Source organism: Pseudomonas sp. D47, from assembly GCF_045447305.1.
In the GTDB taxonomy this organism is placed as follows: Bacteria; Pseudomonadota; Gammaproteobacteria; order Pseudomonadales; family Pseudomonadaceae; genus Aquipseudomonas.
In genome coordinates, this window is record NZ_JBJGXU010000001.1 from 234052 (window position 1) to 260917 (window position 26866).

Annotated in this window: 26 protein-coding genes; 6 read left to right on the forward strand and 20 right to left on the reverse strand. The window is 61.5% G+C overall.

Translation table 11 applies throughout. From position 1 onward, the window contains the following. The first annotated feature begins 193 nt into the window (after window positions 1-193). Entirely contained in the window at window positions 194-1582 is a 1389-nt protein-coding gene (locus tag ACI77I_RS01070; RefSeq protein ID WP_263274151.1) for an L-cystine transporter, read from the forward strand. Between the two features lie 69 nt (window positions 1583-1651). Here the strand turns inward: ACI77I_RS01070 and ACI77I_RS01075 are convergent, their stop codons facing one another. Continuing rightward, a complete protein-coding gene (locus ACI77I_RS01075) occupies window positions 1652-2170 on the reverse strand; it encodes a dihydrofolate reductase (RefSeq protein WP_242153297.1) in 519 nt (172 codons plus the stop codon). A 69-nt stretch (window positions 2171-2239) separates the two neighbouring features. Here ACI77I_RS01075 and ACI77I_RS01080 point away from each other — a divergent pair, with 69 nt between their 5' ends. Together ACI77I_RS01080 and ACI77I_RS01085 are read left to right on the forward strand one after the other, a co-directional pair. After that, the gene (locus ACI77I_RS01080) at window positions 2240-3619 is read left to right on the forward strand and encodes a DUF2868 domain-containing protein (protein ID WP_406996813.1); all 1380 of its coding nucleotides are present in this window, start codon (window positions 2240-2242) and stop codon (window positions 3617-3619) included. Next, window positions 3612-4979 (forward strand): DUF3482 domain-containing protein, encoded by a 1368-nt coding sequence (locus ACI77I_RS01085; RefSeq protein WP_094949190.1) that lies wholly within the window; start codon window positions 3612-3614, stop codon window positions 4977-4979. Before ACI77I_RS01080 ends, ACI77I_RS01085 begins: the two co-directional genes overlap by 8 nt. 3 nt (window positions 4980-4982) lie before the next feature. Here ACI77I_RS01085 and ACI77I_RS01090 read toward each other — a convergent pair whose 3' ends face one another. The 11 genes from ACI77I_RS01090 to ACI77I_RS01140 all read right to left on the reverse strand — a co-directional run bounded on the left by ACI77I_RS01090 (window position 4983) and on the right by ACI77I_RS01140 (window position 15974). Then, window positions 4983-5315 carry a hypothetical protein gene (locus tag ACI77I_RS01090; RefSeq protein WP_176462892.1) on the reverse strand — a complete coding sequence of 111 codons (333 nt, stop codon included), beginning with the start codon at window positions 5313-5315 and terminating at the stop codon, window positions 4983-4985. 92 nt (window positions 5316-5407) lie between these two features. Further along, complete coding sequence (locus ACI77I_RS01095) at window positions 5408-5941, reverse strand: hypothetical protein (protein ID WP_406996814.1); 534 nt, start codon at window positions 5939-5941, stop codon at window positions 5408-5410. Continuing rightward, on the reverse strand, window positions 5929-6198 hold the full coding sequence (locus ACI77I_RS01100) for a hypothetical protein (protein ID WP_406996815.1): 270 nt from the start codon (window positions 6196-6198) through the stop codon (window positions 5929-5931). The genes ACI77I_RS01095 and ACI77I_RS01100 overlap by 13 nt, the downstream gene beginning before the upstream one ends. Window positions 6199-6253: 55 nt before the next feature. Continuing rightward, the gene (locus ACI77I_RS01105; RefSeq protein WP_242153312.1) at window positions 6254-6862 is read right to left on the reverse strand and encodes a hypothetical protein; all 609 of its coding nucleotides are present in this window, start codon (window positions 6860-6862) and stop codon (window positions 6254-6256) included. Between the two features lie 59 nt (window positions 6863-6921). Then, window positions 6922-7515 (reverse strand): phosphonate degradation HD-domain oxygenase, encoded by a 594-nt coding sequence (locus ACI77I_RS01110; protein WP_094949192.1) that lies wholly within the window; start codon window positions 7513-7515, stop codon window positions 6922-6924. Window positions 7516-7520: 5 nt separating this feature from the next. Further along, window positions 7521-8642, reverse strand: coding sequence for a TIGR03364 family FAD-dependent oxidoreductase (locus ACI77I_RS01115; protein ID WP_242153315.1), 1122 nt, complete (start codon window positions 8640-8642; stop codon window positions 7521-7523). Window positions 8643-8764: 122 nt separating this feature from the next. Further along, window positions 8765-9778, reverse strand: a complete 1014-nt coding sequence (locus ACI77I_RS01120) for a putative 2-aminoethylphosphonate ABC transporter substrate-binding protein (protein WP_406996816.1) — start codon at window positions 9776-9778, stop codon at window positions 8765-8767. Window positions 9779-9799: 21 nt separating this feature from the next. Continuing rightward, entirely contained in the window at window positions 9800-11512 is a 1713-nt protein-coding gene (locus tag ACI77I_RS01125; RefSeq protein ID WP_263274156.1) for a putative 2-aminoethylphosphonate ABC transporter permease subunit, read from the reverse strand. Between the two features lies 1 nt (window position 11513). Then, entirely contained in the window at window positions 11514-12578 is a 1065-nt protein-coding gene (locus ACI77I_RS01130) for a putative 2-aminoethylphosphonate ABC transporter ATP-binding protein (protein WP_094949197.1), read from the reverse strand. 233 nt (window positions 12579-12811) lie between these two features. Continuing rightward, window positions 12812-13675 (reverse strand): LysR family transcriptional regulator, encoded by an 864-nt coding sequence (locus ACI77I_RS01135; RefSeq protein ID WP_094949198.1) that lies wholly within the window; start codon window positions 13673-13675, stop codon window positions 12812-12814. Window positions 13676-13691: 16 nt separating this feature from the next. Beyond that, on the reverse strand, window positions 13692-15974 hold the full coding sequence (locus tag ACI77I_RS01140; RefSeq protein WP_242153325.1) for a heavy metal translocating P-type ATPase: 2283 nt from the start codon (window positions 15972-15974) through the stop codon (window positions 13692-13694). 85 nt (window positions 15975-16059) lie between these two features. Here ACI77I_RS01140 and cadR point away from each other — a divergent pair, with 85 nt between their 5' ends. Continuing rightward, window positions 16060-16509 carry a Cd(II)/Pb(II)-responsive transcriptional regulator gene (gene cadR / locus ACI77I_RS01145; protein WP_406996817.1) on the forward strand — a complete coding sequence of 150 codons (450 nt, stop codon included), beginning with the start codon at window positions 16060-16062 and terminating at the stop codon, window positions 16507-16509. Between the two features lie 147 nt (window positions 16510-16656). Here cadR and ACI77I_RS01150 read toward each other — a convergent pair whose 3' ends face one another. Beyond that, complete coding sequence (locus tag ACI77I_RS01150) at window positions 16657-17490, reverse strand: thymidylate synthase (protein ID WP_094949201.1); 834 nt, start codon at window positions 17488-17490, stop codon at window positions 16657-16659. 54 nt (window positions 17491-17544) lie between these two features. Then, complete coding sequence (lgt, locus tag ACI77I_RS01155; protein WP_094949202.1) at window positions 17545-18357, reverse strand: prolipoprotein diacylglyceryl transferase; 813 nt, start codon at window positions 18355-18357, stop codon at window positions 17545-17547. 232 nt (window positions 18358-18589) lie between these two features. Here lgt and ACI77I_RS01160 point away from each other — a divergent pair, with 232 nt between their 5' ends. Further along, the gene (locus ACI77I_RS01160) at window positions 18590-19336 is read left to right on the forward strand and encodes an NRDE family protein (RefSeq protein WP_406996818.1); all 747 of its coding nucleotides are present in this window, start codon (window positions 18590-18592) and stop codon (window positions 19334-19336) included. Window positions 19337-19435: 99 nt separating this feature from the next. Here ACI77I_RS01160 and ptsP read toward each other — a convergent pair whose 3' ends face one another. After that, on the reverse strand, window positions 19436-21715 hold the full coding sequence (gene ptsP / locus ACI77I_RS01165) for a phosphoenolpyruvate--protein phosphotransferase (RefSeq protein ID WP_094949204.1): 2280 nt from the start codon (window positions 21713-21715) through the stop codon (window positions 19436-19438). A 22-nt stretch (window positions 21716-21737) separates the two neighbouring features. Further along, complete coding sequence (locus ACI77I_RS01170) at window positions 21738-22217, reverse strand: RNA pyrophosphohydrolase (RefSeq protein WP_003176750.1); 480 nt, start codon at window positions 22215-22217, stop codon at window positions 21738-21740. Between the two features lie 143 nt (window positions 22218-22360). Here ACI77I_RS01170 and ACI77I_RS01175 point away from each other — a divergent pair, with 143 nt between their 5' ends. Further along, a complete protein-coding gene (locus tag ACI77I_RS01175; protein ID WP_094949205.1) occupies window positions 22361-23017 on the forward strand; it encodes an HAD family phosphatase in 657 nt (218 codons plus the stop codon). Between the two features lie 101 nt (window positions 23018-23118). On the opposite strand, the gene ACI77I_RS01180 is transcribed toward ACI77I_RS01175, so the two are convergent. The 4 genes from ACI77I_RS01180 to ilvA are packed head-to-tail and all read right to left on the reverse strand — an operon-like array spanning window position 23119 to window position 26827. After that, the gene (locus ACI77I_RS01180) at window positions 23119-23586 is read right to left on the reverse strand and encodes a DUF2269 domain-containing protein (protein WP_242153337.1); all 468 of its coding nucleotides are present in this window, start codon (window positions 23584-23586) and stop codon (window positions 23119-23121) included. A gap of 9 nt (window positions 23587-23595) precedes the next feature. After that, window positions 23596-24849 carry an SDR family oxidoreductase gene (locus tag ACI77I_RS01185; RefSeq protein ID WP_406996819.1) on the reverse strand — a complete coding sequence of 418 codons (1254 nt, stop codon included), beginning with the start codon at window positions 24847-24849 and terminating at the stop codon, window positions 23596-23598. A gap of 9 nt (window positions 24850-24858) precedes the next feature. Then, window positions 24859-25272, reverse strand: coding sequence for a DUF2269 family protein (locus ACI77I_RS01190; RefSeq protein WP_242153343.1), 414 nt, complete (start codon window positions 25270-25272; stop codon window positions 24859-24861). A gap of 40 nt (window positions 25273-25312) precedes the next feature. Then, complete coding sequence (ilvA, locus tag ACI77I_RS01195; protein ID WP_094949209.1) at window positions 25313-26827, reverse strand: threonine ammonia-lyase, biosynthetic; 1515 nt, start codon at window positions 26825-26827, stop codon at window positions 25313-25315. Between the last annotated feature and the right edge of the window lie 39 nt (window positions 26828-26866).

The window sequence follows — 26866 nt, forward strand, 5'->3', positions numbered from 1 at the left end:
GACAGTTATCGCCCGAGCGCGACTGCTTGCGTCGTGATTGCGCCAAGGGCATGTGCCTGAGCGTCAAATGCTTATTCCAAAAACGACAGTCACCATTCCATATCGGTATTAAATCAATATATTTCAAGCTGTTAGGCTTTCCGGTTCGCAATCGCAGGCTCACGCGATTGGCTGCCTTCTCAACGGAGCTTCAATGAATCTGCCCCTGATCCTCAACTTACTGGTGTTCGTGGCCCTGTTGCTGGGCCTGGCACAAACGCGTCGCACCAACTGGAGCCTCGCTAAAAAGGTCCTGTTTGCACTGGTGCTTGGTGTGCTGTTTGGCGCGGCGTTGCACACTATTTATGGCGACGGTAACCCGGTGCTCAAGGCCTCGATCAGTTGGTTCGATCTGGTCGGCAACGGCTATGTGCAACTGCTGCAAATGATCGTGATCCCGCTGGTATTCGCCTCTATCCTCAGTGCCGTAGCGCGCCTGCATAACGCCTCGTCCCTGGGCAAGATCAGCTTCCTGACCATCGGCACGCTGCTGTTCACCACGGCAATTGCGGCGCTGATCGGTATCGGCCTGACCAACCTTTTCGGCCTCACCGCCGAAGGCTTGGTGGCCGGCACCCAGGAAATGGCGCGCCTGCAAGTGATCCAGAGTGATTACGCAGGCAAGGTCGCCGACCTGAATATCCCGCAGTTGCTGCTGTCGTTCGTACCGGCCAACCCCTTCGCCGACCTGGCCCGGGCCAAGCCGACGTCGATCATCAGTGTGGTGATTTTCGCCGCGTTCCTAGGGGTTGCCGCGCTGCAACTGCTCAAGGATGACGTGGAAAAAGGCCAAAAAGTGCTCAACGCCATCGACACCCTGCAAGCCTGGGTGATGCGCCTGGTGCGCCTGGTAATGAAGCTGACGCCGTACGGTGTTTTGGCGCTGATGACCAAAGTAGTCGCCGGCTCCAACCTGCAAGACATCATTAAGCTCGGCAGTTTTGTGGTGGTGTCGTACCTGGCGTTGGGCCTGATGTTTGTGGTGCATGGCCTGCTGCTGTCGTTGGCTGGGGTCAACCCGCTGCGCTTCTTCCGTAAAGTGTGGCCAGTGCTGACGTTTGCCTTCACCAGCCGCTCCAGCGCAGCCGCCATCCCGCTGAGCATTGAAGCGCAGACGCGTCGCCTGGGTATCCCGCAGTCCATCGCCGGTTTCGCTGCCTCGTTCGGCGCCACCATCGGCCAGAACGGTTGCGCCGGTCTCTACCCGGCCATGCTGGCGGTGATGGTTGCCCCGACCGTGGGCATCAACCCGCTCGACCCGCTGTGGATCGCGACCTTGGTGGCGATTGTGACCTTGAGCTCGGCCGGTGTGGCCGGTGTTGGCGGCGGTGCAACCTTTGCCGCGCTGATCGTGCTGCCGGCGATGGGCTTGCCGGTGTCACTGGTGGCGCTGCTGATTTCGGTTGAGCCGCTGATCGACATGGGCCGTACGGCGCTGAACGTGAACGGTTCGATGACGGCGGGCGCGATTACCAGCCAGATCATGGGGCAGACGGATAAAACGCTGTTGAATGCCGATGAGCATGTGCAGCTAGCTAGCTGAGTTGCACGCTATAAGCTTCAAGCTGCAAGAAAGAGCACTTCGCTTTAACTTGCAGCTTGTGGCTTAAAGCTAGCAGTTGCTCCTCTCCCAGACTTCGAAGTTATACGCCGGCTTATCACCCTCAGCCGCATTCTCGATATTCGACACCAGCTTCCACTGGCTCACATCAAACTCGGGAAACCACGCATCGCCTTCCGGGCTCAACGCGACCCGCGTCAAATACAGGCGATCCGCCTGCTCCAGCCCCTGCGCATACAACTGCGCCCCGCCGATCAGCATCAGCTCATCCACGCCCTGTTCCAGTGCCCAGGCTTGCGCCCGCTCGACCGCCGTATCGAGTGACGGAAAAACTTCCGCACCTTCAAGCGCCAAGTCGGTCTGACGGCTAACCACGATATTCAGGCGCCCCGGCAACGGTCGGCCCAGGGAATCCCAGGTCTTGCGCCCCATGATGATCGGCTTGCCGAGTGTGGTGGCCTTGAAATATTTGAAGTCCCCCGGCAAATGCCAGGGCATGCTGTTGTCGACGCCGATCACACGGTTTTCACCGAGGGCTGCGATCAGGCTTAAAGGGAGAGTTTTTTTCATGACGACGAGAATACCAGAGCTGCGACTCAGCGGTTATGCTCCAACCTCACTGGCTCAACAGGATAGCGCGTGACTGCACTGACCCCGCTGCACACACTCTGGCTGACAGAAACCGTGCGCCTGCGTGAAGAACACGCAGGCCCCCTCGAAGACCTGGAAGCCAACCGCCTCGCCCGTACGGCCGGTGGCGACTTGCCAACGCGCATTCAACAGCGCGCCCTGCACTTGGCCGAACGCGACGGTTTGACCGCCGCCCTCACCCGCTGGTTGCAAGGCGCCCGCTTGGCGCTGGTGCTGCTGGCGGTGGTCGCGGTGATCAGTGGCGCCGGCCTGGCGTTTGCCGCGCTGGGCAACGGTTTGACGCCGGTTAACGTGTTCTGGGCCTTGGGCAGCCTGCTCGGCTTGAATCTGATCCTGTTAATCAGCTGGGCCCTGGGCCTGCTGTTTGCCGGCGAACACAGCGCCAGCCTCGGCCGCCTGTGGTTGTGGCTCAGCGAAAAATTCGCCCGCGATGCCAAGGCCGCGCAATTGGCGCCAGCGTTGCTGCTGTTATTGCAGCGCCAGAAGCTCAATCGCTGGGCCGTGGGGGTGCTGGTCAATAGCCTGTGGTTACTGGCGCTGCTCAGCGCCATGCTGATCCTGCTCACGCTATTGGCCACGCGGCGCTACGGCTTTGTGTGGGAAACCACCCTCCTCGGCGCCGACACCTTTGTCGCCGTGACCCAAGCCCTGGGCAGCCTGCCTGCGTTGCTGGGCTTTAACGTGCCGACGGTCGAGATGATCCGCGCCAGCGGCGACTCGGCGCTGAATATCGAAAGCGCCCGCCAAGCCTGGGCCGCCTGGCTGGTAGGCGTGCTGCTGGTCTACGGCCTGCTGCCCCGGTTGATCCTCGCCCTGCTGTGCTTGTGGCGCTGGAAACGCGGGCGCGCGGCCCTGCGCCTGGACCTCAACCTGCCCGGCTACAGCCAGTTGCGCGAACGCCTGATGCCGAGCAGCGAACGGCTTGGCGTCAGCGATGCCGCCCCCGAGCAACTGCACGCCATCAGCGGCGGCGTCAGCGAATTGGAGAGCGACGGTGCCCTGCTGGTGGCCATCGAACTGGACGACCAGCACGCCTGGCCACCCAAACTGCCGGCCAGCGTAAAAAACGCCGGCATCCTCGACAGCCGCGAATCGCGCAACAAACTGCTGGAACAACTCACGCGCTTCCCGCCTGCGCGCCTGGCCATCGCCTGTGACCCGCGCCGTTCGCCCGACCGTGGCAGCCTGGCATTGGTCGCCGAGCTCGCGCGCAGCGCCACGGCCACCCGCGTATGGCTGCTGCAAGCCCCAGCCGGCCAAGCGCTGGACGCCGAACGCCTGGGCGACTGGCACGCTGCGCTGCAACAGCTGGAATTGCCCTTCGCCGATTGCGCGCCGCTCACGTGGCTGGAGACCGGTCATGACTAAACCGCTGAAACTCGCCGTGGTCGGCCACACCAATGTCGGCAAGACTTCGCTGCTGCGCACGCTGACCCGGGACGTGGGTTTCGGTGAAGTCTCCCATCGCCCCAGCACCACGCGGCATGTGGAAGGCGCGCGGTTGTCGGTCGACGGCGAAGCCTTGCTGGAGCTGTACGACACGCCCGGCCTGGAAGACGCCATCGCCCTGCTCGATTACCTGGAACGCCTGGACCGCCCCGGCGAACGCCTCGACGGCCCGGCCCGCCTGGCGCGGTTTCTGGAGGGCAGCGAAGCGCGCCAGCGTTTCGAGCAGGAAGCCAAAGTATTGCGCCAACTGCTGGCCTCCGACGCTGGCCTGTATGTGATCGACGCCCGCGAGCCGGTGCTGGCCAAATACCGCGACGAGCTGCAGGTGCTGGCCAGTTGCGGCAAACCGTTGCTGCCGGTGCTCAATTTTGTCTCGAGCAGCGACCACCGCGAGCCGGACTGGCGCGAAGCCCTGGCCCGCCTCGGCCTGCACGCACTGGTGCGTTTCGACAGCGTGGCGCCGCCGGAGGATGGCGAGCGCCGCCTGTACGAAAGCCTGGCGCTGCTGTTGGAAAACGCACGGCCGCAGCTGGAACGCTTGATTATTGACCAGCAAGCCCAGCGCGTCGCCCGCCAACAAAGCGCTGCACGGTTGATCGCCGAGCTGTTGATCGACTGCGCCGCGTGCCGGCGCAGCGTGGTCACCGAAGACGAGCAACAAGCCATCAGCGATTTACGCAAAGCTGTGCGCCAGCGCGAGCAAAAATGCGTGGATGCCCTGCTCAAACTGTTCGGTTTCCGCCCACAGGATGCCGCCGCCAGCGACTTGCCGTTGCTGGACGGCCGCTGGGGCGATGACCTGTTCAACCCGCAAACCCTCAAGCAACTGGGCGTGCGTGTCGGCGGTGGAATTGCTGCAGGCGCGGCCGCCGGTGCGGGTGTGGACCTGCTGGTCGGCGGCCTGACCCTCGGCGCTGCCGCGATTGCCGGCGCGATTGCCGGTGGCGCGCTGCAAACCGCGCGCAGCTACGGCAGCCGTCTGCTGGGCAAGATCAAGGGCCACCGCGAGCTGACCGTCGACGACAGCGTGCTACGCCTGCTCGCCCTGCGCCAACGCCAGTTGCTCAAAGCGCTCAACCTGCGCGGCCATGCGGCGATGCACAGCATCAAGGTCGACACGCCCCAGGACAAAACCTGGCGTGAAGGCAAGTTGCCGGATGCGTTGAACAAGGCCCGCGCCTATCCGCAGTGGTCGTCCCTCAACCCGCAGCCAAAGCTGAGCCAAGCTGAGCGCCAGGAGCAGATTCAAGCGTTGGCGCAGGAGCTCAATGAAGATTGACAGCTAGGGCCAGGCGAGCAGCGTGGGTGGGTTGATAATCCCCGCCCGCTCCAGCACGTGCAGGCGCACGGTGTCGGGCGTACCGTCTTTGTAGAAGTCTTCGGAATAAATTTTCATGTAGCGCGTTGATGCAGTCCCTGGGCTAAACCCGTTGAGCTTCAAATAGGCCGCGGCAAACCTGTCCAGCAAGACTTTATCGTGGCGGCTTTCCCGGCCGTCATGCGTCATACCACCTCTGCTGTAGTCGACTTTTCCGTCAGCCGAGAAGTCGTAAGCCACGGCTTCATTGACCAAGCTGTCTTGAATACCCGGCGTGCTTTGGTAGAACTGAAGCAACACAGTCTCCGCCTAGCCAGCCCCTGTTCGGTCCTGTGCGAAAACGTTTAAGTAACGCATTGATTGATTCCTCTCCATTGAGACGGACGTTTTCACTTCCAGTTGAATTTCAAGAACACATTGGCCAAGGACTGAATGACAGCCCGGTCGGCCGCGTCCACATGCTGGTTCTGGTCGGCGTCACCGTAGACGATACTTTCCAGCAAGCCGTTGTTATCCGTGTCGAATGCCGCATGCCAACTGACCAAGGTTTTACCGCTGCTCGCGCCCTCGCCTTCATGTAATTCCAGGTGCACTGAGTCGGGCGAGCCGTCAGCATGAAGATCCCTGGCAAAGACCTTCATGTAGCGTTCCACACCATGGCCTTGATTGAGCCACTTCAACTTGAGGTAGTTATTCGCGAAGATGTCCAACAGGCGCTGATCGACGGAGGTTTCACGGCCGTTGTTGTTTACATCACCCACTGTGCAATCCAGCTTGCCGCCCGCGATGCGAGCCGTCGCAATAGCTTGGTTGAGCAAAACGTCGTCTTGCGCACCGTCACGTTGCTCATAGAAGTTCAGTAACACCGCATCGGCCTGCCCACTGTCTGTGCGGTCCTGGGCAATGACTTTCAAATAGCGCATTGATCCACTCCTCGTTTGCGTTCACTCAAACGCGGGGGAGCGTCGTCATACCATTTGAACGCAAGGAAGTGGTTGCACATGGACCGGATCAGCGCTTTGTCGTCTTTGTCAGCGACGCCGTTTCGGTCTACATCGTTAGCGCTGAATGACTCCAATACGCCGTTACCGTCGGCATCGTAGCCGGCGGCCCGGTAGACCAGTATGGGGTTGCGCAGCAGGCTGCGGCGATCCTGAGCGGTAGCTTTTAAATAGCGCATGGGGTGTCTCATTTAAAGAACAGGCCCCTACGCTAATTGAAGCCCTATTTGCCCACTAGCATGCGGCGTCTACCAAGGCGGTAGGAATTGGCGACTCATCACCGTGGTGAGCTGAATGACGCCAAGCCGCACCCTCTCGCACGAGCGCCAGGAACACATTGCACAGGGCTTTGATGGCCGCCTTGTCGCTGTGATCGGCAATGCCGTTGCGGTCCACGTCGCTGTTCGTGAATGACTCCAGTACTCCATCGCTATCGCCGTCATAGCCGGACGCGGTGTAGACCAAGGTGCGTTTTCCCCGTGACGCGCTGCATTCATAAAAGCTGAGTTGAATCGCATTGGGCGCACCGTTCTTGGCGGTGTGCATGACGCGTATCGTCATATACCGTGCCCAGGTGTCGCCACAATTGAACCAGTTCAACGTCAAGTAAGTGTCGGTAAAACGCTTGAGCAGCGTTTTATCTTCGGCCGATTTGCAGCCGTCGCGATTGATATCTCCCGGCAGCAGAATATCGGCGGCACCGTCAGCGGTGATGTCAATCGCCACCGCCTCGTGAATCATCTCGTCAGGTTCGTTGGGAGCCTGCTCAAAAATCTGCAGGACAACCATATCGGCCTTTCCATTACCGCTGCGATCCTGTGCGGTCGCTTTCAAGTAACGCATCACATGCTCTCTTGCGTGGTTGAAGTCGCATGAGAGTAATGAGCCAGACGAAAACCTCGCTAGCCGCCGCTTCCGGGCTGCGTGTATGAATTCACGCTGCCGGCTATCAGCAGACGTTGTGCCATTGCTTTCAACGGCTCCAGGTCCAGCACCGGCACATGCATGTGCTTGGCCTGCTCATCCCAGTGACGCATGCGCAGGCTGACTTGGCAGAGCGGGTCTTGCTCGAAGGCGCGGGCCTCTTCGGCCGTCATCACGCCGCCCTGATAACCCAGGGTGCGGCGGCTGGCTTCGCTCAAGCGGGCGTAATAGTCCGGCTGGCTGAAGGTCAGGTAGCGCTTGGCTTGCACGTGATACTCCACCAGTTTGGCCATGCGCTCGCTGAAGCCTGCGCGGCGTAAATAGTCCGCGCCGAGGCGCTCATGGCTGACCACGCCATAACCGCCCATGTTCTCGCCGCCCTGGCCGCAGAGGTGGCCGATGTCGTGGAAAAACGCCGCCAGCACCACTTCATCATCAAAGCCTTCAGCGATAGCAAGCTGCGCGGCCTGGGACATATGTTCGATCTGCGACACCGGCTCGCCGATGTAATCCGCCGTGCCGTGCTGCTCGTACAAGCCGAAGACTTCGGCAATCGCCTGCTCAGGGTTCATAGCGCTTATCCCCACAATGCTGTGATATTTCGCTCGGCCATCGCCGGTCCCACGCTCATGCCTACGCCACTGTGCATCAATGCCGCACTCACGCCCGGTGCCGCCCGCAGGAATGAAAACGGCGCCGGCCCGCGTGAACCGTAGACGCCCTGCCAGCGCTCCACCACTTGGATCTTGCACCCCAACGTCTGCTCGGCCAGTTCGATCAGCCAGTCATCGATCTGCTCGGCGTTGAACGGCGAGGCATCGCTGCCATAGTCGTGTGAATCGCCGATGATCAGCTCACCGTGGGGCGTGGGGCTGATCAGCAGGTGGATCCCATGTTCCTGCAAATGCGGCGCATCGCGCAGGATTTGCGCCTGCACTGGCGCGGCTTGCGGCAAATCAGCGAACGCGCCGTAATGCACGCAACTAAGGCCTGTGAGCAAAGCATGTTGCAGGTTCAGGTTAACCGCTGGCCGGGCGCGCAGCATTTGCAGGCGGCAGATGCTCGGGTTGAGTGCGCCGATCGCCTCGGCCAACAGGGTTTGGTAATCATGCCCGGAGCAGACAATGATCTGCTCGCCGCGAAAGCTGCCCGCCGTGCTGTGCAGTTGGCCCGGCTCGACGTCGCGTACCAGCGTGGAGAAATAAAACTCCACCTCCAGTTCACTGCGAAGGTAGTTGATCAGCGCCGGGATCGCTTCGCGCGAATACAGCTGCTGATCATCCTTGCCATGCAGCGCCGCGCGGTGATGGCGAAACTGGCCGCCATACAAATCTTTCATCGCCGCGCCTTGCAGCAACTCGACGTTGTAGCCGTGCTCTCGGCCACGACCGGCGCAGAAGGCTTCCAGCAAGTGTTCTTCGGCTTCGGTGCGGGCAAACAGGTACGAGCCATTGCGCTTGAGCGGCAGACCGGCCACCTGCGCCCAGTGCCCCCAGATATCACGGCTTTGCTGGGCCAGTTCAAGCATCGGCCCCGGCGGCTGGCCAGTGACCAGTGCCTGGCCGAAGTTGCGCACCGAGGCGCCCAGCGGCGTGGCGCTGCGCTCGAACACCTTGACCTTGAGGCCGCGTTTGGCGGCTGCATAGGCGTGGGACAGGCCGAGGATACCGGCGCCGATAACTAAGAGATCACTACTCATGCATTCCTCTCATTCCCACGCTCTGCGTGGGAATGCATCCGGTGACGCTCTGCGTCAAGACTTCAAGAGCGGACGCAGAGCGTCCAGGGCGGCATTCCCACGCAGAGCGTGGGAACGATCAGTCATTGTTTCTCCGACTTCCCGTCATAGCGCTTGCGCCACTCGGCCAGGATGCTGTCGCGGTTTTTCGAGGCCCAGACAAAGTCGTTCTTGATCAGGCGCTGCTCGTAATCGGCCGGCAGCTCGGTCTGCGGTTTGGAAATACCCGGCTGGGCAAGCACAGCGAAGTTTTCTTTGTACAGGTCCATCGCCGCGGCGCTGGCCGAGAAGTCAGCGAGTTTTTTCGCCGCATCAGCACGGGGCGTGCCCTTGATCACGGCGGTGGCTTCGATGTCCCAGCCCAAGCCTTCTTTGGGCAGGATGATGTCCAGTGGCGCGCCCTGGCGTTTCAGTTGTACCGCTGGGTACTCGAAGGAAATGCCAATCGGGAACTCACCGGACGCCGCCAGCTTGCACGGCTTGGAACCGGAGTGAACGTACTGGCCGATGTTCTGGTGCAGGTCGTCCATGTACTGCCAGCCCTGCTTCTCGCCAAAGGTCTGCAACCAGGCGCTCACGTCCAGGAAACCGGTGCCGGAGGATGCCGGGTTGGGCATCACGATCTTGCCCTTGTACTCAGGCTTGGTCAGGTCTTGCCAGCTCACCGGCTTGCTCAAGCCTTGTTTCTCGGCTTCGACAGTGTTGAAGCAGATGGTCGCGGCCCACACGTCCATGCCGACCCAGGCTGGCGGGTTAGCGGGGTCGCGGTAGTTCTTACCGATCTTGTCCAGATCCTTGGGCGCGTAGTTATCGAGCATCCCTTGCTGGTCGAGGATCGCCAGGCTCGAGGCGGCCAAACCCCACACCACGTCGGCGTGCGGGCGGTCTTTCTCGGCTAAAAGCTTAGCGGTGATGATGCCGGTGGAGTCGCGCACCCACTTGATCTCGATGTCGGGGTTGGCCTTTTCGAAGGCCTGTTTATAGGTCCTCAACTGCTCGGCTTCGAGGGCCGTGTACACGGTCAGCTCGGTCTTGGCGAAGGCATTCAGGCTGAATGCGGTGAGTACGGCAGCGACCAGCGCCAGGGGCTTGAACATGGAGCACCTCCTTCAAGGATGTTATTGGCCCGGCGCAGTCTGGCGCCAGGCTTGGGAGCGGCGCAGTGCGCCGCGTGAAGCCCACGCCAGCAGCAGCGAGACGCCGGCTGAGGTGAACAGGATCAGGGTCGACATGGCTGCGGCGCCGCCCACGTTGCCGGCGTCGTCCATGTTCAACACGGCGACGGCGGCGAGGATGGTGTCGGGGCTGTAGAGGAAGATCGCGGCGGACACGGTGGTCATCCCCGACACAAACAGGTAGCGCACGATGTCCAGCAGCGCCGGCAGACAGATCGGCACCGTGACGCGCAGATAGTGGCGGTACAGCGGCGCTTTTAGGGACAGCGCAGCGGCTTCAAACTCACTATCAAGCTGGCGCAGCGCCGTGGTGGCGGTCATCTGCGCGGTGGTCAAATAGTGCGCAATGGTGCACACCACCAGTAAGGTCATGGTCCCGTAGAACACGTGCAGCGGGTTGCCGTTGAGGTTGAAAAAGAACACGTAGCCCAGGCCCAGCACCAGGCCCGGCACGGCCATCGGCACAAAGCTGAGCATGCGCAATGCCAGGTTGAGGCCTTTCTGGCTCTTGGTCTTTTCCATCAGGTAGGCGCCGGTAAAAATCAGCACGCTACCGATCAGCGCTGTGCACAGGGCCATAGTCAGGCTGTTGCGATAGGCCAGCCAACCGCCGCCGGCCGTGTCTTCGAACTGATAGTGGTTGAGCGACAACGACAGGTTGTACGGCCAGAACTTCACCAGCGAGGAATACACCGCCATGCCGAATACCAGCAGCAACACCGCGCAAATCAGCAGCACGATGGCCAGGTAGCAGCCATCACGCAGCCGCGATGGCGCCGGCTGGAACACCTGGGCGCGGCCGCTCATGGCGTCGCCATGCCGACGGCGCAACCAGGCATCGACGCCAAAGCTGAACAGCGCCGGCAACAGCAAGACCATGCCGATCAATGCGCCGCGACCAAACTGTTGCTGGCCGACCACCGCCTTGTAGGCCTCCAGCGCCAGCACCTGATAATCGCCGCCGACCACCACGGGCACGCCGAAGTCGGTGATGGTCAGGGTAAACACCAGGCAAAACGCGGCGAACACTGCCTGGCGCGTGGCCGGCCAGGTGATGCTGCGAAACGCACGCGCGGGGCTGGCGCCCATGCTCGATGCCGCATCAAAAAGCCGCGCATCCGCCAGCGACAGTGCCGACAGCAAAATCATCAATGCGTGTGGGAAGGTGTAGATCACTTCACCGAGCACGATGCCCCAGAAGCCGTAGATGTTGTCCGAGAGCAACCCGCGCAACAGGCCTTGGTTGCCAAACAGGTACACCAGCGCAATACCCGGCAGCATCGACGGCGCCATCAGTGGCAGCAGTGACAGGCCGCGCCAGATCGTCTTGCCGGGAATCAGCGTGCGTTGCAGGGCGTAGGCAAACAGGTAAGCCAGCGGTACGACAATGGCCGCCACGCTGAGGGAGACTTTCAGGCTATTGCCCAGCAACCAGTGGAAGTTGGCGCTGGTCACCAGCTCCCGTGCCGCCACCCAGCCACCGCCCTGCCCGGCATCGCTGCTGAAGCCACGCCAGAAGATCGCCAGCAACGGCAACAATACGGCGACACCCAGCAGCAACAGCCACAGCAGTTTGCCGCCGAGCACAAAAATGCGATCACCTGTTTCGGCACGGGAAGCCTGGCGCGGCACCGGCACAGTCATTTCAGCCGCCATCTCAGGCAAACACCTGGAGGCTGCGTGGCGGCAAGGCGACCCAGATGTCCTGGGCGCCCAGGCGTGGCATGGCTTCGGGGGCCAGTTCGGCCAGCAGCGGGTGGCCGGGCAATTGCTCCAGTTCAAAGCTCATGCGGCAGCGGTTGCCGAGAAAGGTGATCTCGCGGATTTTGGCTGGGAACAGGTTTTCTTCATGCACCGGCGGGTTGACGCTGATGGCTTCAGGGCGGCAGAACAGGCGCCCGGATTTGGCCACGCCGGCATCGTCGGCCAAGCGCATATTCATCCCGCCGACCTGGGCATGGCTCGCGCTGTTGCGGCTAAACGGCAGCCAGTTGCCCTGGCCGACAAACTCCGCCACAAACGGCGTGGCCGGGCGGTCGTAGATTTCCTGGGGCGTGGCGTATTGCTCGACCTTGCCGTTGTTCATCACGGCAATGCGGTCGGCCATCAACATGGCCTCGTCCTGGTTGTGCGTGACCATCAGCGTGGTGATGCCCAGGCGCCGTTGCAGCTGGCGCAGCTCGGTGCACAGGTGCTCACGCACGCGGGCGTCGAGGGCAGACATGGGTTCGTCGAGCAGTAACAGCGAAGGCGCCGGTGCCAGGGCGCGGGCCAGAGCGACGCGCTGTTGTTGGCCGCCAGAGAGTTGGCCGGGAAATTTCTTTTCGCTGCCCAGCAGGCCGACCAGTTCAAGCATCTGGCCGACGCGCTTGCGCACTTCATCGCGGCCACTGCCGGTGAGGCCGTAGCCGATGTTCGCTTCGACAGTCAGGTTGGGAAACAGCGCGTAGGACTGGAACAAAATGCCGTAGTCCCGCGCTTGGGGCGGCAGTAGGGAAACATCGCGGTTGCCGAGGCGAAGTTCACCGCTGTCCTGGCGTTCCAGGCCGGCGATGCAGCGCAGCAAGGTGGTTTTGCCGCAGCCGGACGGGCCCAGCAGGCACACCAGCTCGCCGGCGGCGACGTCCAGGGACACATTATCCAGCGCGGTAAAGGCACCGAAGCGTTTCTGGATACCGCGCACCGTCATGGGCGCGCCGGGGTTGGTCAGGGCTGTGTTCATGGGGGCACCTCATCAAACTGATGAAGGCCATGCTAGGTGGGCAATGAGTCCCTGGTGTGGCAGGAAGGCAAAAGGGAGTGATAGTGGTATTGGTGGATTTGGGTATAGCCGATCGTTCCCATGCTCTGCGTGGGTATGCATCTTGTGACGCTCCGCGTCACGACGTCCAAGAGCGGACGCGGAGCGTCCAGGGCGGCATTCCCACGCGGAGCGTGGGAACGATCAACAAGACCTCAGAGTGGCGACATTTCCTGCGCCAACCCCAGAAAGGCAGCCGGCAGGCGCGCGCCTTTGCGCTCTTTGAGGCAGTACAAATACTCCGGAATCTGCGGCGCATTTTCGATAGTCAGCACCCGCAGCTGCGGGTCATGGGGCACTTCCTGGCGGGCGATGATGCTGATGCCGATGTTGCGCAGCACCGCCTCGCGGATCGACTCGCGGCTACCGATTTCCAGCAGCGGCCCATAGCTCACACCCGCGCCTTGCAACATTTCTTCGGTCAGGCGCCGTGTGGTGGAACCCGCCTCACGCATCAGCAAGGTATGCCCGGCCAACGCACTGAGTGGCACATGATCAAGCGTGGCCAAAGGGTGATTGCGATGCACCGCCAACACCAAGGGATCGGTGCCGAGTACGCGGCGGATCAGGCGTGGGTCTTCCAGCAGTTGTGAGGACGCGGCGACATCGACGCGGTAATCGTCCAGCGCTTCGAGCACCTGCTGGGAGTTGCCGATTTCCACCGACACGTCCACTTGGGGCAGGCGCTCGCGGAAGGCTTTGACCAGGTCGAGAATGTAGTACGGCGCCGTTGCGGCAATCCGTAAGGCGCCCTGGACCTGACCGTTGTTGCGCAGGAAAAACTCGATATCCGCTTCCTGCTGCAACAGCGTCTTGACCATCGGCAGCAGGCGCGCACCGTCGTCGCTGACGGTGAGGCGGCGGCCGCCACGGTAGAACAGCTCAACGCCGTACTGGCTTTCCAGGTTGCGAATCTGGGTGGTGACCGTGGGCTGGCTCAGGCCGAGTTTTTTCGCCGCCTGAGTAATGCTGCCCAGGCGGGCGACCATAAAAAACGCCTTCAACTCGGCACTCAGCACACCACCCTCACATCAATTATTTGCGCAACAGGCGCAGGCCATTGAACACCACCAGCAGGCTCACGCCCATGTCGGCAAACACCGCCATCCACATGGTCGCCATGCCGAGGAAGGTGACCGCGAGGAAAATCGCCTTGATCACCAGCGCCAGGGCGATGTTCTGCTTGAGGATACTCGACGTTTGCCTGGAGAGCCGAATGAAAGCCGGGATCTTGCGCAAATCATCGTCCATCAAGGCCACGTCGGCGGTCTCGATTGCCGTGTCGGTACCGGCGGCGGCCATGGCAAAACCGATCTCGGCGCGGGCCAGCGCCGGAGCGTCGTTGATACCGTCGCCGACCATGCCCACGCGGTGGCCTTGGCCGTAGAGGGTTTCGATGGCTTGCAGTTTGTCGGTGGGCAACAGGTCGCCCTGGGCCTGGTCGATGCCGACCTGGGCGGCAATCGCTTTGGCGGTGTGGGCGTTGTCGCCGGTGAGCATCAGGGTTTTGATGCCCAGCTCGTGCAGTTGCTGGATGGCTTCGCGGCTACTGTCCTTGACCGTGTCGGCGACGGCGAACAGCGCCAGCGGGCCGGATTTATCGAGCAGCAACACCACGGACTTGCCTTGTTTTTCCAGGGCGAAGAGCTTTTCTTCCAGCTCAGGTGAGCACAGGCCAAGGTCTTCCACCAAGCGGTGGTTGCCCAAGTGGTAGGTTTCGCCGTTGATATCACCGCGCACACCGCGACCGGCCAAGGCCTCGAAGTTATCCACAACGTGGGTCGGCAGGTTTTTATCCACAGCCGCGTTGGCGATGGCCAGCGACACCGGGTGGTCGGAACGCCCGGCCAAACTGGCGGCCAAGGACGGTGCGCTGTCTTCGACAGTCGGGAACAGTGCCAGGTAGTCGGTCTGCACCGGTTTGCCGTGGGTGATGGTGCCGGTCTTGTCGAGGGCCAGGTAATCGAGTTTGTAGCCGCCTTCGAGGTACACGCCACCTTTGATCAGGATGCCTTTGCGCGCCGCTGCGGCCAGGCCGCTGACGATGGTGACCGGCGTGGAGATCACCAGCGCACATGGGCAGGCAACCACCAGCAGCACGAGGGCGCGATAGATCCAGTCAAACCAGGCACCCGCCATGAACAGCGGCGGAATGAGCGCCACGCCCAAAGCAAACAGGAAGACGGCTGGGGTGTAGATCTTCGAGAAGCTGTCGACAAACCGCTGGGTCGGCGCCCGCGCGCCTTGAGCCTGTTCCACGGCGTGAATGATGCGCGCCAGGGTGGAATTGTTCGCCGCTGCGGTGACTTTGTACTCCAGGGAACCGGCCTGGTTGATAGTGCCGGCGAAGACTTTGTCGCCCACGCCCTTTTCAATCGGCAGGCTTTCACCGGTGATCGGCGCTTGGTCGATGGTGGATTGGCCAGCGGTGACTTCACCGTCCAGGCCAATGCGCTCGCCGGGCTTAACCCGCACGATGGCGCCAAGCTCGATGCTTTTAACTTCTTTTTCGACCCAAGTACCGTCAGCCTGCTGCACCGTGGCCTGTTCCGGGGTCATCTGCATCAAGCCACTGATGGCATTGCGCGCACGGTCCAGGGACTTGGCTTCGATCAATTCAGCCACGGTGAACAGGAACATCACCATCGCCGCTTCCGGCCATTGACCGATCAGCACGGCGCCGGTCACCGCGATGCTCATCAGCGCGTTGATGTTCAGGTTGAAGTTTTTGAGCGCGATCCAGCCCTTTTTATAGGTGGTGAGGCCGCCGCTGAGGATCGATACCAACGCCACCAGCGCAATCACCCACGTCGGGGCTACGCCGGTGAAATGCAGCACTTCAGCGCCCAACGCGCCGACACCGGACAGCGCCAGCGGCCACCAGTGTTTCTTGGCGGGCGGCGCGGCGGCTGGGGTGCCTTCTTCGATGGGGTCGGCCTGCATGCCGATGGATTTGATCGCCTCGATGATCGGCGCGGTGCTCGGCAGGTCATGGGTGACGCCGAGGATGCGGTTGATCAGGTTGAATTCCAGCTGCTGCACACCGGCCAGTTTGCCCAGTTTGTTCTGGATCAGCGTCTGCTCGGTGGGGCAGTCCATGGCTTCGATGCGAAAGGTGCTCAGCCGCGAGCCGGCGGTCGGGGCTTCGCTCAGCGTGACCACGGCAGGCGCAACCTTGCTGGAACAGCAAGCGTCGCCATGGCTGGCATGGTCATGCTGTTTGACGGGCGTCAGTTTGGCGCCGTGGTCGTGGCTATGGTCATGATCATGGTCGTGCGGGTGATCATGCGGTTTGGGGGTGTGGATGGAATCGCTCATTCTGTCGCGTCCGTAAAGGTGCCTGTTGCCAAGTAAAGACCCTGTAGCCACTATAGGGTCAAGCACCCATTTGGAGATTGCTGCGATGAAGATCGGCGAATTGGCCAAACTGACCGACTGTCAGGTGGAAACCATCCGTTATTACGAGAAAGAAGGCCTGCTGCCGCCCCCGGCGCGCACCGATGCCAACTACCGCGTGTACACCCAGGCGCACACCGAGCGGCTGATCTTTATCCGCAACTGCCGCAGCCTCGACATGACGCTTGAGGAAATCCGCAGCCTGCTCGGGCTACGCGACAGCCCTCAGGACCAGTGCGAAAGCGTGAATGCGTTGATCGACGAACATATCCACCACGTGAAAGCGCGGATCGATGGGTTGTTGGCGTTACAGGAGCAATTGCTGGACCTTCGCCAACGCTGCGGCGGTGGGCCGGGCCTGGATCAGTGCGGGATTTTGCAGCGGTTGGAAGTCAGCAGGAGTGTGGCGGCCAGCGAGGCTGAGCCTTCGCATGTGGGCAGGAGCCACGGGCACTGATTCAGCTTGGTAACCGAATACTATTGTGGGAGCTGGCTTGCCTGCGATAGCGGTGGATCTGCGACATTGATGTCGCCTGACACTCCGCTATCGCAGGCAAGCCAGCGCCCACATAAGCCAGCTCTCACATTTAGACAGGGGCCGTCTTTAAATAGCCACGTCAGCCTTGATGCTTGGGTCAGCGTCATAACCGACGATTTCGAAGTCTTCAAACTTGTAGTCGTAGATCGACGCAGGTTTGCGTTTGATCACCAATTCCGGCAGCTTCTTCGGCGTGCGCGCCAGCTGGGTCTGGATCTGTTCCATGTGGTTGCTGTAGGCGTGGGTGTCGCCGGTGGTGACGATGATCTCGTGCGGGATCAGGTCGCATTGCTGGGCCAGCATGTGGGTCAGCAACGCCAACGCGGCGGTGTTGTACGGCAGGCCGAGGAATACGTCGGAGCTGCGGATATACAACTGCATCGACAGATGGCCGTCATGCACGAACGCCTGGTAAAGCAGGTGGCACGGCGGCAGCGCTTGCTTGCCGTTGCGTGCGTTTTCCTGCGGGCTCTTGGTTTCGTCCGGCAGGTATTCGACGTTCCAGCCGTGGAACAGGATGCGACGGCTGTTGGGGTTGTTCTTCAACGTGTCGACCATGTAGTCGATCTGGTTGATCTTGCCGCCATCTTTGGTCGGCCAGGCGGTCCACTGCTCGCCGTACACCGGCCCCAGGTCACCGTCTTCGGTGGCCCATTCGTCCCAGATTTTTACGCCATTTTCGTTGAGCCACTTGATGTTGGTGTTGCCGCTCAACATCCAGATCAGTTCGTTGGCGATGCTTTTGAAGTGAAGCTTCTTGGTGGTCAGCAGCGGGAAGCCGTCGGCCAAGTTATGCCGATACTGACGGGCAAACACGGCCTTGGTGCCGGTGCCGGTGCGATCGCCCTTGGTCAATCCATTGGTCACGACGTCGTTCAGTAGTTCGAGATATTGCTTCATGTGAGTACCCGTATCGTTGAAGCCGAGGCTATGCAAAAGCCTCGGCATTCGAATTTAAAGCGCGGTGTTCTTGATGCCTTGCGGGCGGTTGTAAGCCCACCACAACAGGCCCAGGCCCGCCAGAATCATCGGCATGCTGAGGATCTGACCCATGGTCAACCAGCCCCACGCCAGGTAGCCCAGCTGTGCATCCGGCACACGGACAAACTCGACGATGAAACGGAAGATCCCGTAGAACAGCGCGAACATCCCCGACACCGCCATGGTTGGGCGCGGCTTGCGCGAGAAGATGTAAAGAATCAGGAACAGTGCCACACCTTCCAGGGCGAACTGGTAGAGCTGCGACGGATGGCGCGGTAATTGCGCCGGGTCGCTGAACGGCGGGAATACCATCGCCCACGGCACGTCGGTCGGCTTGCCCCACAACTCGGCGTTGATAAAGTTACCAATGCGCCCGGCACCCAGGCCAATCGGCACGAACGGCGCGACGAAGTCCATCAGTTGGAAGAACGACTTGCCGTTGCGGCGGCCGAACCACCAGGCGGCGATCATCACGCCGACAAACCCGCCGTGGAATGCCATGCCGCCCTTCCACACCTCGAAGATCAGTGTCGGGTTGGCGATATAGGCCGACAGGTCGTAGAACAATACATACCCCAGACGCCCGCCGACGATCACGCCCATCGACATCCAGAACACCATGTCGGAGAGCTTCTCCTTGGTCCAGGTCGGGTCGAAACGGTTCAGGCGCCGGGAAGCCAGCAGCCAGGCACCGCCGATGCCGATCAGGTACATCAACCCGTACCAATGGATTTGCAGCGGACCGATGGCCAAGGCCACCGGGTTGATCTGCGGGTAAGGCAGCATTGCGACTCCTCGTTAAATCAATAGTCATGGCGCACCGGACCATGCCGGTGTGCGATTAAGCCTGCGTTACAGCCGCAATTTCAAATTAAGCTGCTCTTTTAAACTAAGAAGTCCACACGCGCCTAATAGCCCGGCATGTTAACGGATGGAAGGCGTGCCGCCCAACTTCGATACGATGGAACGCCTGCCGTTGTATGGGTAGAGTGAAGAAAAACACAAAAGGGATCGCCTGATGTGCCTGATTGTTTTCGCCTGGCGGCCGGGCCATGCCCAACCGCTGATCGTCGCGGCCAACCGTGATGAGTTCTACGCCCGCCCCAGCCTGCCGCTGGCCCAGTGGCCGGATGCGCCGCACATCTACGCCGGCCGCGACCAGGAAGCAGGCGGCACCTGGCTTGGGGTGAACGCCGACGGGCGTTTTGCCGCCCTGACCAATATCCGCGACCCGCACCAGCCGCCCGCACGCAAGTCCCGTGGCGAGTTGGTGGCGCGCTTTCTCAGTGGATCGCTACCGATTGACGACTATTTAACCGACGTTAACGGAATATCGATCGAATATGCCGGCTTTAACCTGCTGATTGGCACACGAGATGAGCTGTGGCACTACAACGCCAACCAAACCGACCCTACGCGGCTCGAAGCCGGGGTGTATGGGTTATCCAACGCCGGGCTGGATACGCCGTGGCCGAAGCTGCTCAAGGCCAAGGCGGCGTTGAGTGATGTGCTGGAAAACCCGCAGCCGGAGGCTTTGCTGGACATTTTGAGCGACCCACAGACCGCGCCGTTTGCCGACTTGCCGGACACCGGCGTTGGGCTGGCGACAGAGAGTTTGTTGTCGAGTGTGTTTATTGCCAGCCCCAGTTACGGGACGCGGGCGAGTACGGCGTTGATTGTGAATGCCGACGGTACACGGCGGATGGTGGAGCGCAGCTTCGGGCCGTTGGGTGGCCGGCTGGGTGAAGTCGAACTCAACATTTAGCGGTGACTGGACTGGCGCCATTGCAGGCAAGCCAGCTCCCACAGTTTGGAATGCATTCCCCTGTGGGAGCTGGCTTGCCTGCAATGGCCGCGCCTCGGTCTAGAGGGTTTTCGCCGAAGCCGGGTTAATCATCCGCGTCAGCCCCAGGTTTTTCAGCGCCAATTGCAGCGAGCTGTGGATAACTTGCGGGTTGTCGATGGTCATCAGCTCGGCCAGCAATTCCTTGGCCATGCTCAAATTCACCTGACGCAGCATCCACTTCACCTTCGGCAAGTTGGTGGCGTTCATCGACAGGCTGTCAAAGCCCATCGCCATCAACAGCACCGCCGCCGCCGGGTCGCCGGCCATTTCACCGCAGATGCTCACCGGCTTGCCTTCGGCATGGGCGTCGCGCACCACGTGTTGCAGGGCTTGCAGCACCGCCGGGTGCAGGTAGTCGTAGAGGTCGGCCACCCGTGGGTTGTTGCGGTCCACGGCCAGCAGGTACTGGGTCAGGTCGTTGGAGCCGACCGAGAGGAAGTCCACCTGCCGCGCCAGCTCTTTAGCCTGGTACACCGCTGCCGGGATTTCGATCATCACGCCAATCGGCGGCATCGGCACGTCAGCGCCTTCGTCGCGCACTTCGCCCCAGGCGCGGTGGATCAAGTGCAGGGCTTCTTCCAGCTCATGGGTGCCGGAGATCATCGGCAGTAGGATGCGCAGGTTATTCAAGCCTTCGCTGGCCTTGAGCATGGCGCGGGTCTGTACGAGGAAAATTTCAGGATGGTCGAGGGTCACGCGAATGCCGCGCCAGCCAAGGAAGGGGTTGTCTTCCTTGATCGGGAAGTAAGACAGTGACTTATCGCCGCCGATGTCCAGGCTGCGCATCGTCACCGGCAAGGGGTGGAAGGCGGACAGTTGCTCGCGATAAATCGCCAGCTGCTCCTTCTCACTCGGGAACCGTTGGTTGATCATGAACGGCACTTCGGTGCGGTACAGCCCTACCCCTTCGGCGCCGCGCTGTTGCGCGCGGGCCACATCGGCCAGCAGGCCGGTGTTGACCAGCAGCGGTACGCGGTGGCCGTCGAGGGTCACGCACGGCAGTTCGCGCAGCGAGTCGAGGCCCAGCGCGAGTTGCTTCTCTTCTTCCACCACCTCGGCGTATTGCTTGCGCAGCAGTTCGCTGGGGTTGGTGAAGACTTCACCGCGATGGCCGTCGACGATCATGTCGATGCCGTCGACCTTGGAGTACGGCAGGTCGACCAGGCCCATCACTGTCGGAATGCCCATGGCGCGGGCCAGGATCGCGACGTGGGAGTTACCCGAACCCAGTACCGAGACCAAGCCCACCAGTTTGCCTTCCGGCACTTCGCCAAGCATGGTGGCGGTCAGCTCTTCACTGATCAGGATGGTGTTGTCGGGGTAGACCAGGTTGGTGGTGCGGTCTTCCTGCAGGTAGGCCAACAGACGGCGACCGAGGTCACGGACGTCCGAGGCACGCTCGCGCAGGTAGGCGTCGTCCATCAATTCGAAACGGTTGACGTGATCGGTGACCACCTGGCGCAGCGCGCCCTGGGCCCACTGGCCGGTCTTGATCACGGTTTTGACTTCATTACCCAGGGACGCGTCGTCGAGCATCATCTGGTACACGTCGAACAGCGCGCGCTCTTCGGGGCGCAGTTGCGTGGCCAGTTTGGTCGAGAGGTTGCGCATGTCGGCGCGCACGCCTTCCAGGGCAGTCTTGAACAGTTTGATTTCAGCGTCGATGTCGTTGACGGTCTTGTCCGGCACCACATCGAGGTCGGCCGGTGGCAGCATGACCACCGCCGTACCAACGGCAGCACCCGGCGAACCGGGCACGCCGACGAACTTAGCTTCCTGGATGCCCTTACCCTGGCGCCCCAGGCCGCGAATCGAACCCGTCGCCTCGGCGTGAGCAATAACCCCGGCAAGCTGCGCGCTCATGGTCACGAGGAAGGCTTCTTCACCTTCATCGAACTGGCGGCGTTCTTTTTGCTGGATGACCAACACGCCGACAACGCGGCGGTGGTGAATGATCGGTGCGCCGAGGAACGAGGCGTAGCGCTCTTCACCGGTTTCGGCAAAGTAGCGATAACGCGGGTGATCGGCCGCGTTTTCAAGGTTCAGGGGTTCTTCACGCGTCCCCACCAGGCCCACCAGACCTTCATTGGGCGCCATGCTGACCTTGCCGATGGAGCGCTTGTTCAGGCCCTCGGTGGCCATCAGCACAAAACGGTTGGTCTCAGGGTCCAGCAGGTAAACCGAGCAGACCTGGCTGCCCATGGCTTCCTTGACGCGCAACACAATAATCCCCAACGCCGCCTTGAGATCCTTGGCGGAGTTAACTTCCTGGACGATCTTGCGCAGCGTATTGAGCATGGCTCGGGGTCGAACTCCGTCGTCAGTCGCGCGCTAAAAGGCGCGGGGCAAGTTCTTTGAGAGCGCGACGATAAACCTCGCGCTTGAATGTCACCACCTGGCCCAACGGGTACCAATAGCTGACCCAACGCCAGCCATCGAACTCCGGTTTACCGGTCAAATCCATCCGCACCCGCTGCTCGTTGGAGATCAGGCGCAGGAGAAACCATTTCTGCTTCTGGCCGATGCACAGCGGTTGGCTGTGGGTACGCACCAGGCGTTGCGGCAAACGATAGCGCAACCAGCCCCGCGTACAGGCCAGAATTTGCACATCTTCACGCTCAAGGCCGACTTCTTCGTTCAACTCACGGTACAAGGCGTCTTCAGGGGTTTCGTCGGGGTTGATTCCGCCTTGAGGAAACTGCCAGGCATCTTGGTTGATTCGGCGAGCCCATAGCACCTGTCCGGCATCATTCGTAAGAATAATCCCGACATTAGGACGGAAACCATCGGGGTCGATCACGGCAACAACCTCGCAAACGCATGTCGCCGCATTGTTCCACAAAGGTTGTTCCAGCGGCAACGAGGCTTCTTACCTTATGTGCACTCTTGTGAAAAGACCGTATTCTGGACGCCTTTTTACAGACTTTTCAGCGAGTAACTGCAATGCGCCTGGCTTTATTCGACTTGGACAACACGCTTCTGGGGGGTGACAGCGATCACGCCTGGGGCGATTACCTCTGCGAACGCGGGATTCTCGACGCGGTGGCCTACAAGGCCCGCAACGACGAGTTTTACCAGGACTACCTGGCCGGCACGCTGGATAACGCCGCTTACCTGAACTTCTGCCTGGAAATCCTCGGCCGCACCGAGATGGCCCAGTTGGACGAATGGCACAACGACTACATGCGCGACTGCATCGAGCCGATCATGCTGCCGCAGGCAGTGGAACTGCTGGCCAAGCACCGCGCTGCCGGCGACAAGCTGGTGATCATCACCGCCACCAACCGCTTCGTCACCGCGCCAATTGCCGCACGCCTGGGCGTCGATACCCTGATCGCCACCGAGTGCGAGATGGAAAATGGCCGCTACACCGGGCGCAGCACCGATGTGCCGTGCTTCCGTGAAGGCAAGGTGACGCGCTTGAATCGTTGGCTGGAAGAAACCGGGCACAGCCTGGAAGACAGCTATTTCTATAGCGACTCGATGAATGATTTGCCACTGCTGGAGCAAGTGACCCACCCGGTGGCGGTGGATCCGGATCCGAATTTGCGGGCTGAGGCCCAGAAGCGCGGCTGGCCGGTGATAACACTGCGAAGCTGATGGCCCCATCGCAGGCAAGCCAGCTCCCACACCTAGATTCGTGAATACATTCAAGTGTGGGAGCTGGCTTGCCTGCGATGAAGTCGACTCAGTCCCAAGCCCTACATCGGCTTAGCCACCATCAAATAGAAAATCACCATAAACGCCAAAAACGCCGGCCAGCCCAGGCCAAACCACCAGCGCATATAGGTCGCCGCCTTGATTGGCATCGCCGTGCCGTCGCGCAACGCCTGCTCCGCCATCTTGTGCACACGAATCTGCAACCACACCACCGGCAACCAGCAAACCCCAGCCAGGCAATACAGGCCGACGGTCCATTGCAGCCAGCTCTGCTGCATCGACCAACCCGCCAAGTGCATCAAGCCAACCCCGCTTAAGGGCTGGAACACCGCCGTGGTTGCGGTAAACGCCCAGTCAGCGAACACCAGGTGCTTGAACGTCACGGCGATGACTTCAACCTTGCCGCTGCGCCAGGCGCGCAAGGCATAGTAAGCCGAGCCCGCGCCCAACCCGAATAGAATGGTCGAGGACAGGATATGCAGGGTTTTCAGCAGCAGGTATGCGCTCATCGACGAGGCTCATTCAAAAAAAGGTTCAGTCCAAAGAAGCCATACAGTCGCCACCATCAGCACCAGGTTCTTGGCGACGGCGGCATAAGGGTCAAACCAGTAATGGGGCAGAACAAAGCTGATAAACACGGTGTAACCGGCCATCAGCAGCAGTTGCAGGGTCAGGGCCTGCCTGCGCCAGCGCTTCACCAGCAAGCCCAGGCCCAGCAGGGCATCGCAGGCCGAACCGCCGATAACAGCGAGTGTCGCCCAAGTACCTTGCACGCCCGCCTCGGCCATGATGCGCAGGCCCCAGTCGTAACCCGGGCCAAGGCAGACCGCTGCGGTGCCCAGCCAGATCAGCACCATCACCGCCAGCATCAGAGGGCGGACAGTGCGCTGGCTGCTGATGGCCGCGTTCGGCCAATCCTGCAGGCGCGAGGCCAGCGGCGCGGCGGTATAGCCGCAGACCGAGGCCAGCACCTCGGGGTCGGCCACATTGTCCTGTTGCGCCAGGGCGATACTTTGTCGGTTCAAAACCTGCCAGCCCAGGCGATCACCCAGCCAACCGCCCAACCTCAGCAGCGGCACTTGCATGTAGCGGCCCGCCTCCCAGCCTTGAGCCGCGCGCAGGTGGTCAACGACCTGCGACAGCCGCATCGGCTCGGGCCCCACCAACGGCAGCACCATTGATTCAGCAGGCCACTGGCGCAGCAGGGCCATTACCGCACCGACCAGATCGTCGATATGCACGGGCTGCACCTGGGCCTTGAGGTCGAGCAGCGGAATCAGCGGCCAAGGCGAAAGCCCGGCCAGCCACGCACTGCTGGTGCCGCCCGCGCCCACCACCAATGAAGGCCGAAGCACCACAGCGGTTATGCCCAGACTGAGCAGATAATCATCCGCCAAGCCTTTGCTGGCCAGGAACGGCAGGTCGGATTGCGCCGCAGCGCCCAAGGCGGAAATCTGCAACACCCGCACGCCACGCTGGGCGGCCAGATCAAACAGCACGCGAGTGCCCTGATCCTGCACCCGGCTCAACTCAGCCACATCCACGCTGAGCAGGCCCGCCGCATTGATCAATAAATCAACAGATTCAGGAAAGACAAAGTGCTCGGGGTCGACAGCCAGGCGGCCCAGGTCCAGCGAACGCCACTCAACCCCCGGCCAACTCTGGTGTTGAGGCGTTCGAGAGGTCGCGATCACGCAGTGCCCGGCGTGCTGCAAGGCGCGCAACAGATGGCGGCCCACAAACCCTGTGGCGCCGACCAGAAGGACGTTCATGAAGCCCCTTTAGACCGGCTTGGCGCCCATCAACCCGGCAATCGCCACAAACCCCACCAGGCTGACCACGGCCAGCGCCAGGGTGAAATTCAGGCTGCCACCGCCGCCCAGGCGCAGGCGGTTAAGCCGTGCCACCAGCCAGAACCAGGCCAGCGCCGCCACGGTGTAGAGGATGCTGGAGCCCAGAATCCAGGTTTGCCCCAGCGGCCAGCCGATCAAATGCGCCAGCCACCAGCCGGTGAATGGCATGCTGACCATGCATACCCCCATCAGCAGCCACACAAATGCCCACGGGCGTTGCACGGTAACCGCCGGGCCGGCACTGCGCTTGCGCCAGGCCAGTACCGCCAGGCCCAGGCCACAGAGCAACAGCAACACAGTGGCGGTGATGTGGATAACTTTTAGGGTGGTCAGCGTTTCCATGGTCTTGATTCCTTATAGGCCGCTCAGTCAGCGTAGTCGCTCAACCGAGGAACAGCTGGTAGGCCGGGTTTTCGCTTTCATCCCAGTACGGGTAGCCGATTTGCGCCAATGCGGCCGGCACCAAATGGCGCTCGTCCGCCGGCACTTGCAAGCCGGCGACCACACGGCCGTCGGCCGCGCCGTGGTTGCGATAGTGGAACATCGAGATGTTCCAGCGCCCGCCCAATTTGTTAAGAAAGTTGAACAGCGCGCCCGGGCGTTCCGGGAATTCGAAACGCAATACCAGCTCGTCGCTCACTTTCGCCGCGTGCCCACCGACCATATGACGAATGTGCAACTTGGCCAGTTCGTTCTCGGTCAGGTCCAGCACCGGGAAACCCTGGCTGGTGAGGCTGGCGATCAACGCGCTGCGCGGGTCGTTTTCCGGGTGAGTCTGCACGCCAACGAAGATGTGCGCCTCGCGGCCGGAGTGGTAGCGGTAGTTGAATTCGGTGATCTGGCGCTTGCCCACGGCCTCGCAGAAGGCCTTGAAGCTGCCCGGCTGCTCGGGGATGGTCACGGCGATGATAGCTTCGCGGCCCTCACCCAGCTCGGCGCGCTCGGCCACATGGCGCAGGCGGTCGAAGTTGACGTTGGCACCGGAGTCGATGGCCACCAGGGTTTGCCCGGTGATGCCTCGGGTCTCGACATACTTCTTGATCCCCGCCACACCCAATGCGCCCGCCGGCTCGGTGATGGAGCGGGTGTCGTCGTAGATGTCCTTGATCGCCGCGCAGATTTCATCGGTGCTGACGGTGATCACTTCGTCCACATAGTCTTTGCAGATGTCGAACGTGTGCTGGCCGATCTGCGCCACCGCCACGCCGTCGGCAAAGATACCGACGGTCGGCAATACCACGCGCTCACCGGCAGCCATGGCGGCTTGCAGGCAGTTGGAGTCGTCCGGCTCAACGCCGATGATCTTGATCTCCGGGCGCAGGTATTTCACGTACGCCGCAATACCGGCAATCAGCCCGCCGCCGCCCACTGGTACGAAAATCGCGTCCAGCGGCCCCGGGTGCTGGCGCAGAATTTCCATCGCCACGGTGCCCTGCCCGGCAATGGTGTGCGGATCATCATAGGGGTGAATGTAAACGTAGCCTTTTTCGTCGACCAGTTTCAGCGAGTAGGCCAGGGCTTCCGGGAAGGAATCACCGTGCAGCACCACTTTGCCGCCACGCGAACGCACGCCTTCGACCTTGATCTCCGGGGTGGTCTTGGGCATCACGATAGTGGCCTTGACCCCCAACACCTTGGCCGCCAGGGCCAGGCCTTGGGCGTGGTTGCCGGCAGACGCGGTGACCACGCCGCGCGCGCGTTCTTCAGCGCTCAGTTGGGTCAGCTTGTTGTAGGCGCCCCGAATCTTGAACGAGAACACCGGCTGCAAGTCTTCACGCTTGAGCCAGACCTTGTTGCCCAGCCGCTCGGAGAGCTGGCGCGCGGTCTGCAAGGGGGTTTCTACGGCAACGTCGTAAACGCGCGAGGTGAGGATCTTTTTGACGTACTGTTCAAGCATCGGAAAGCATCACTGGGCGGGTTGGGCAGGGCCAAGGAG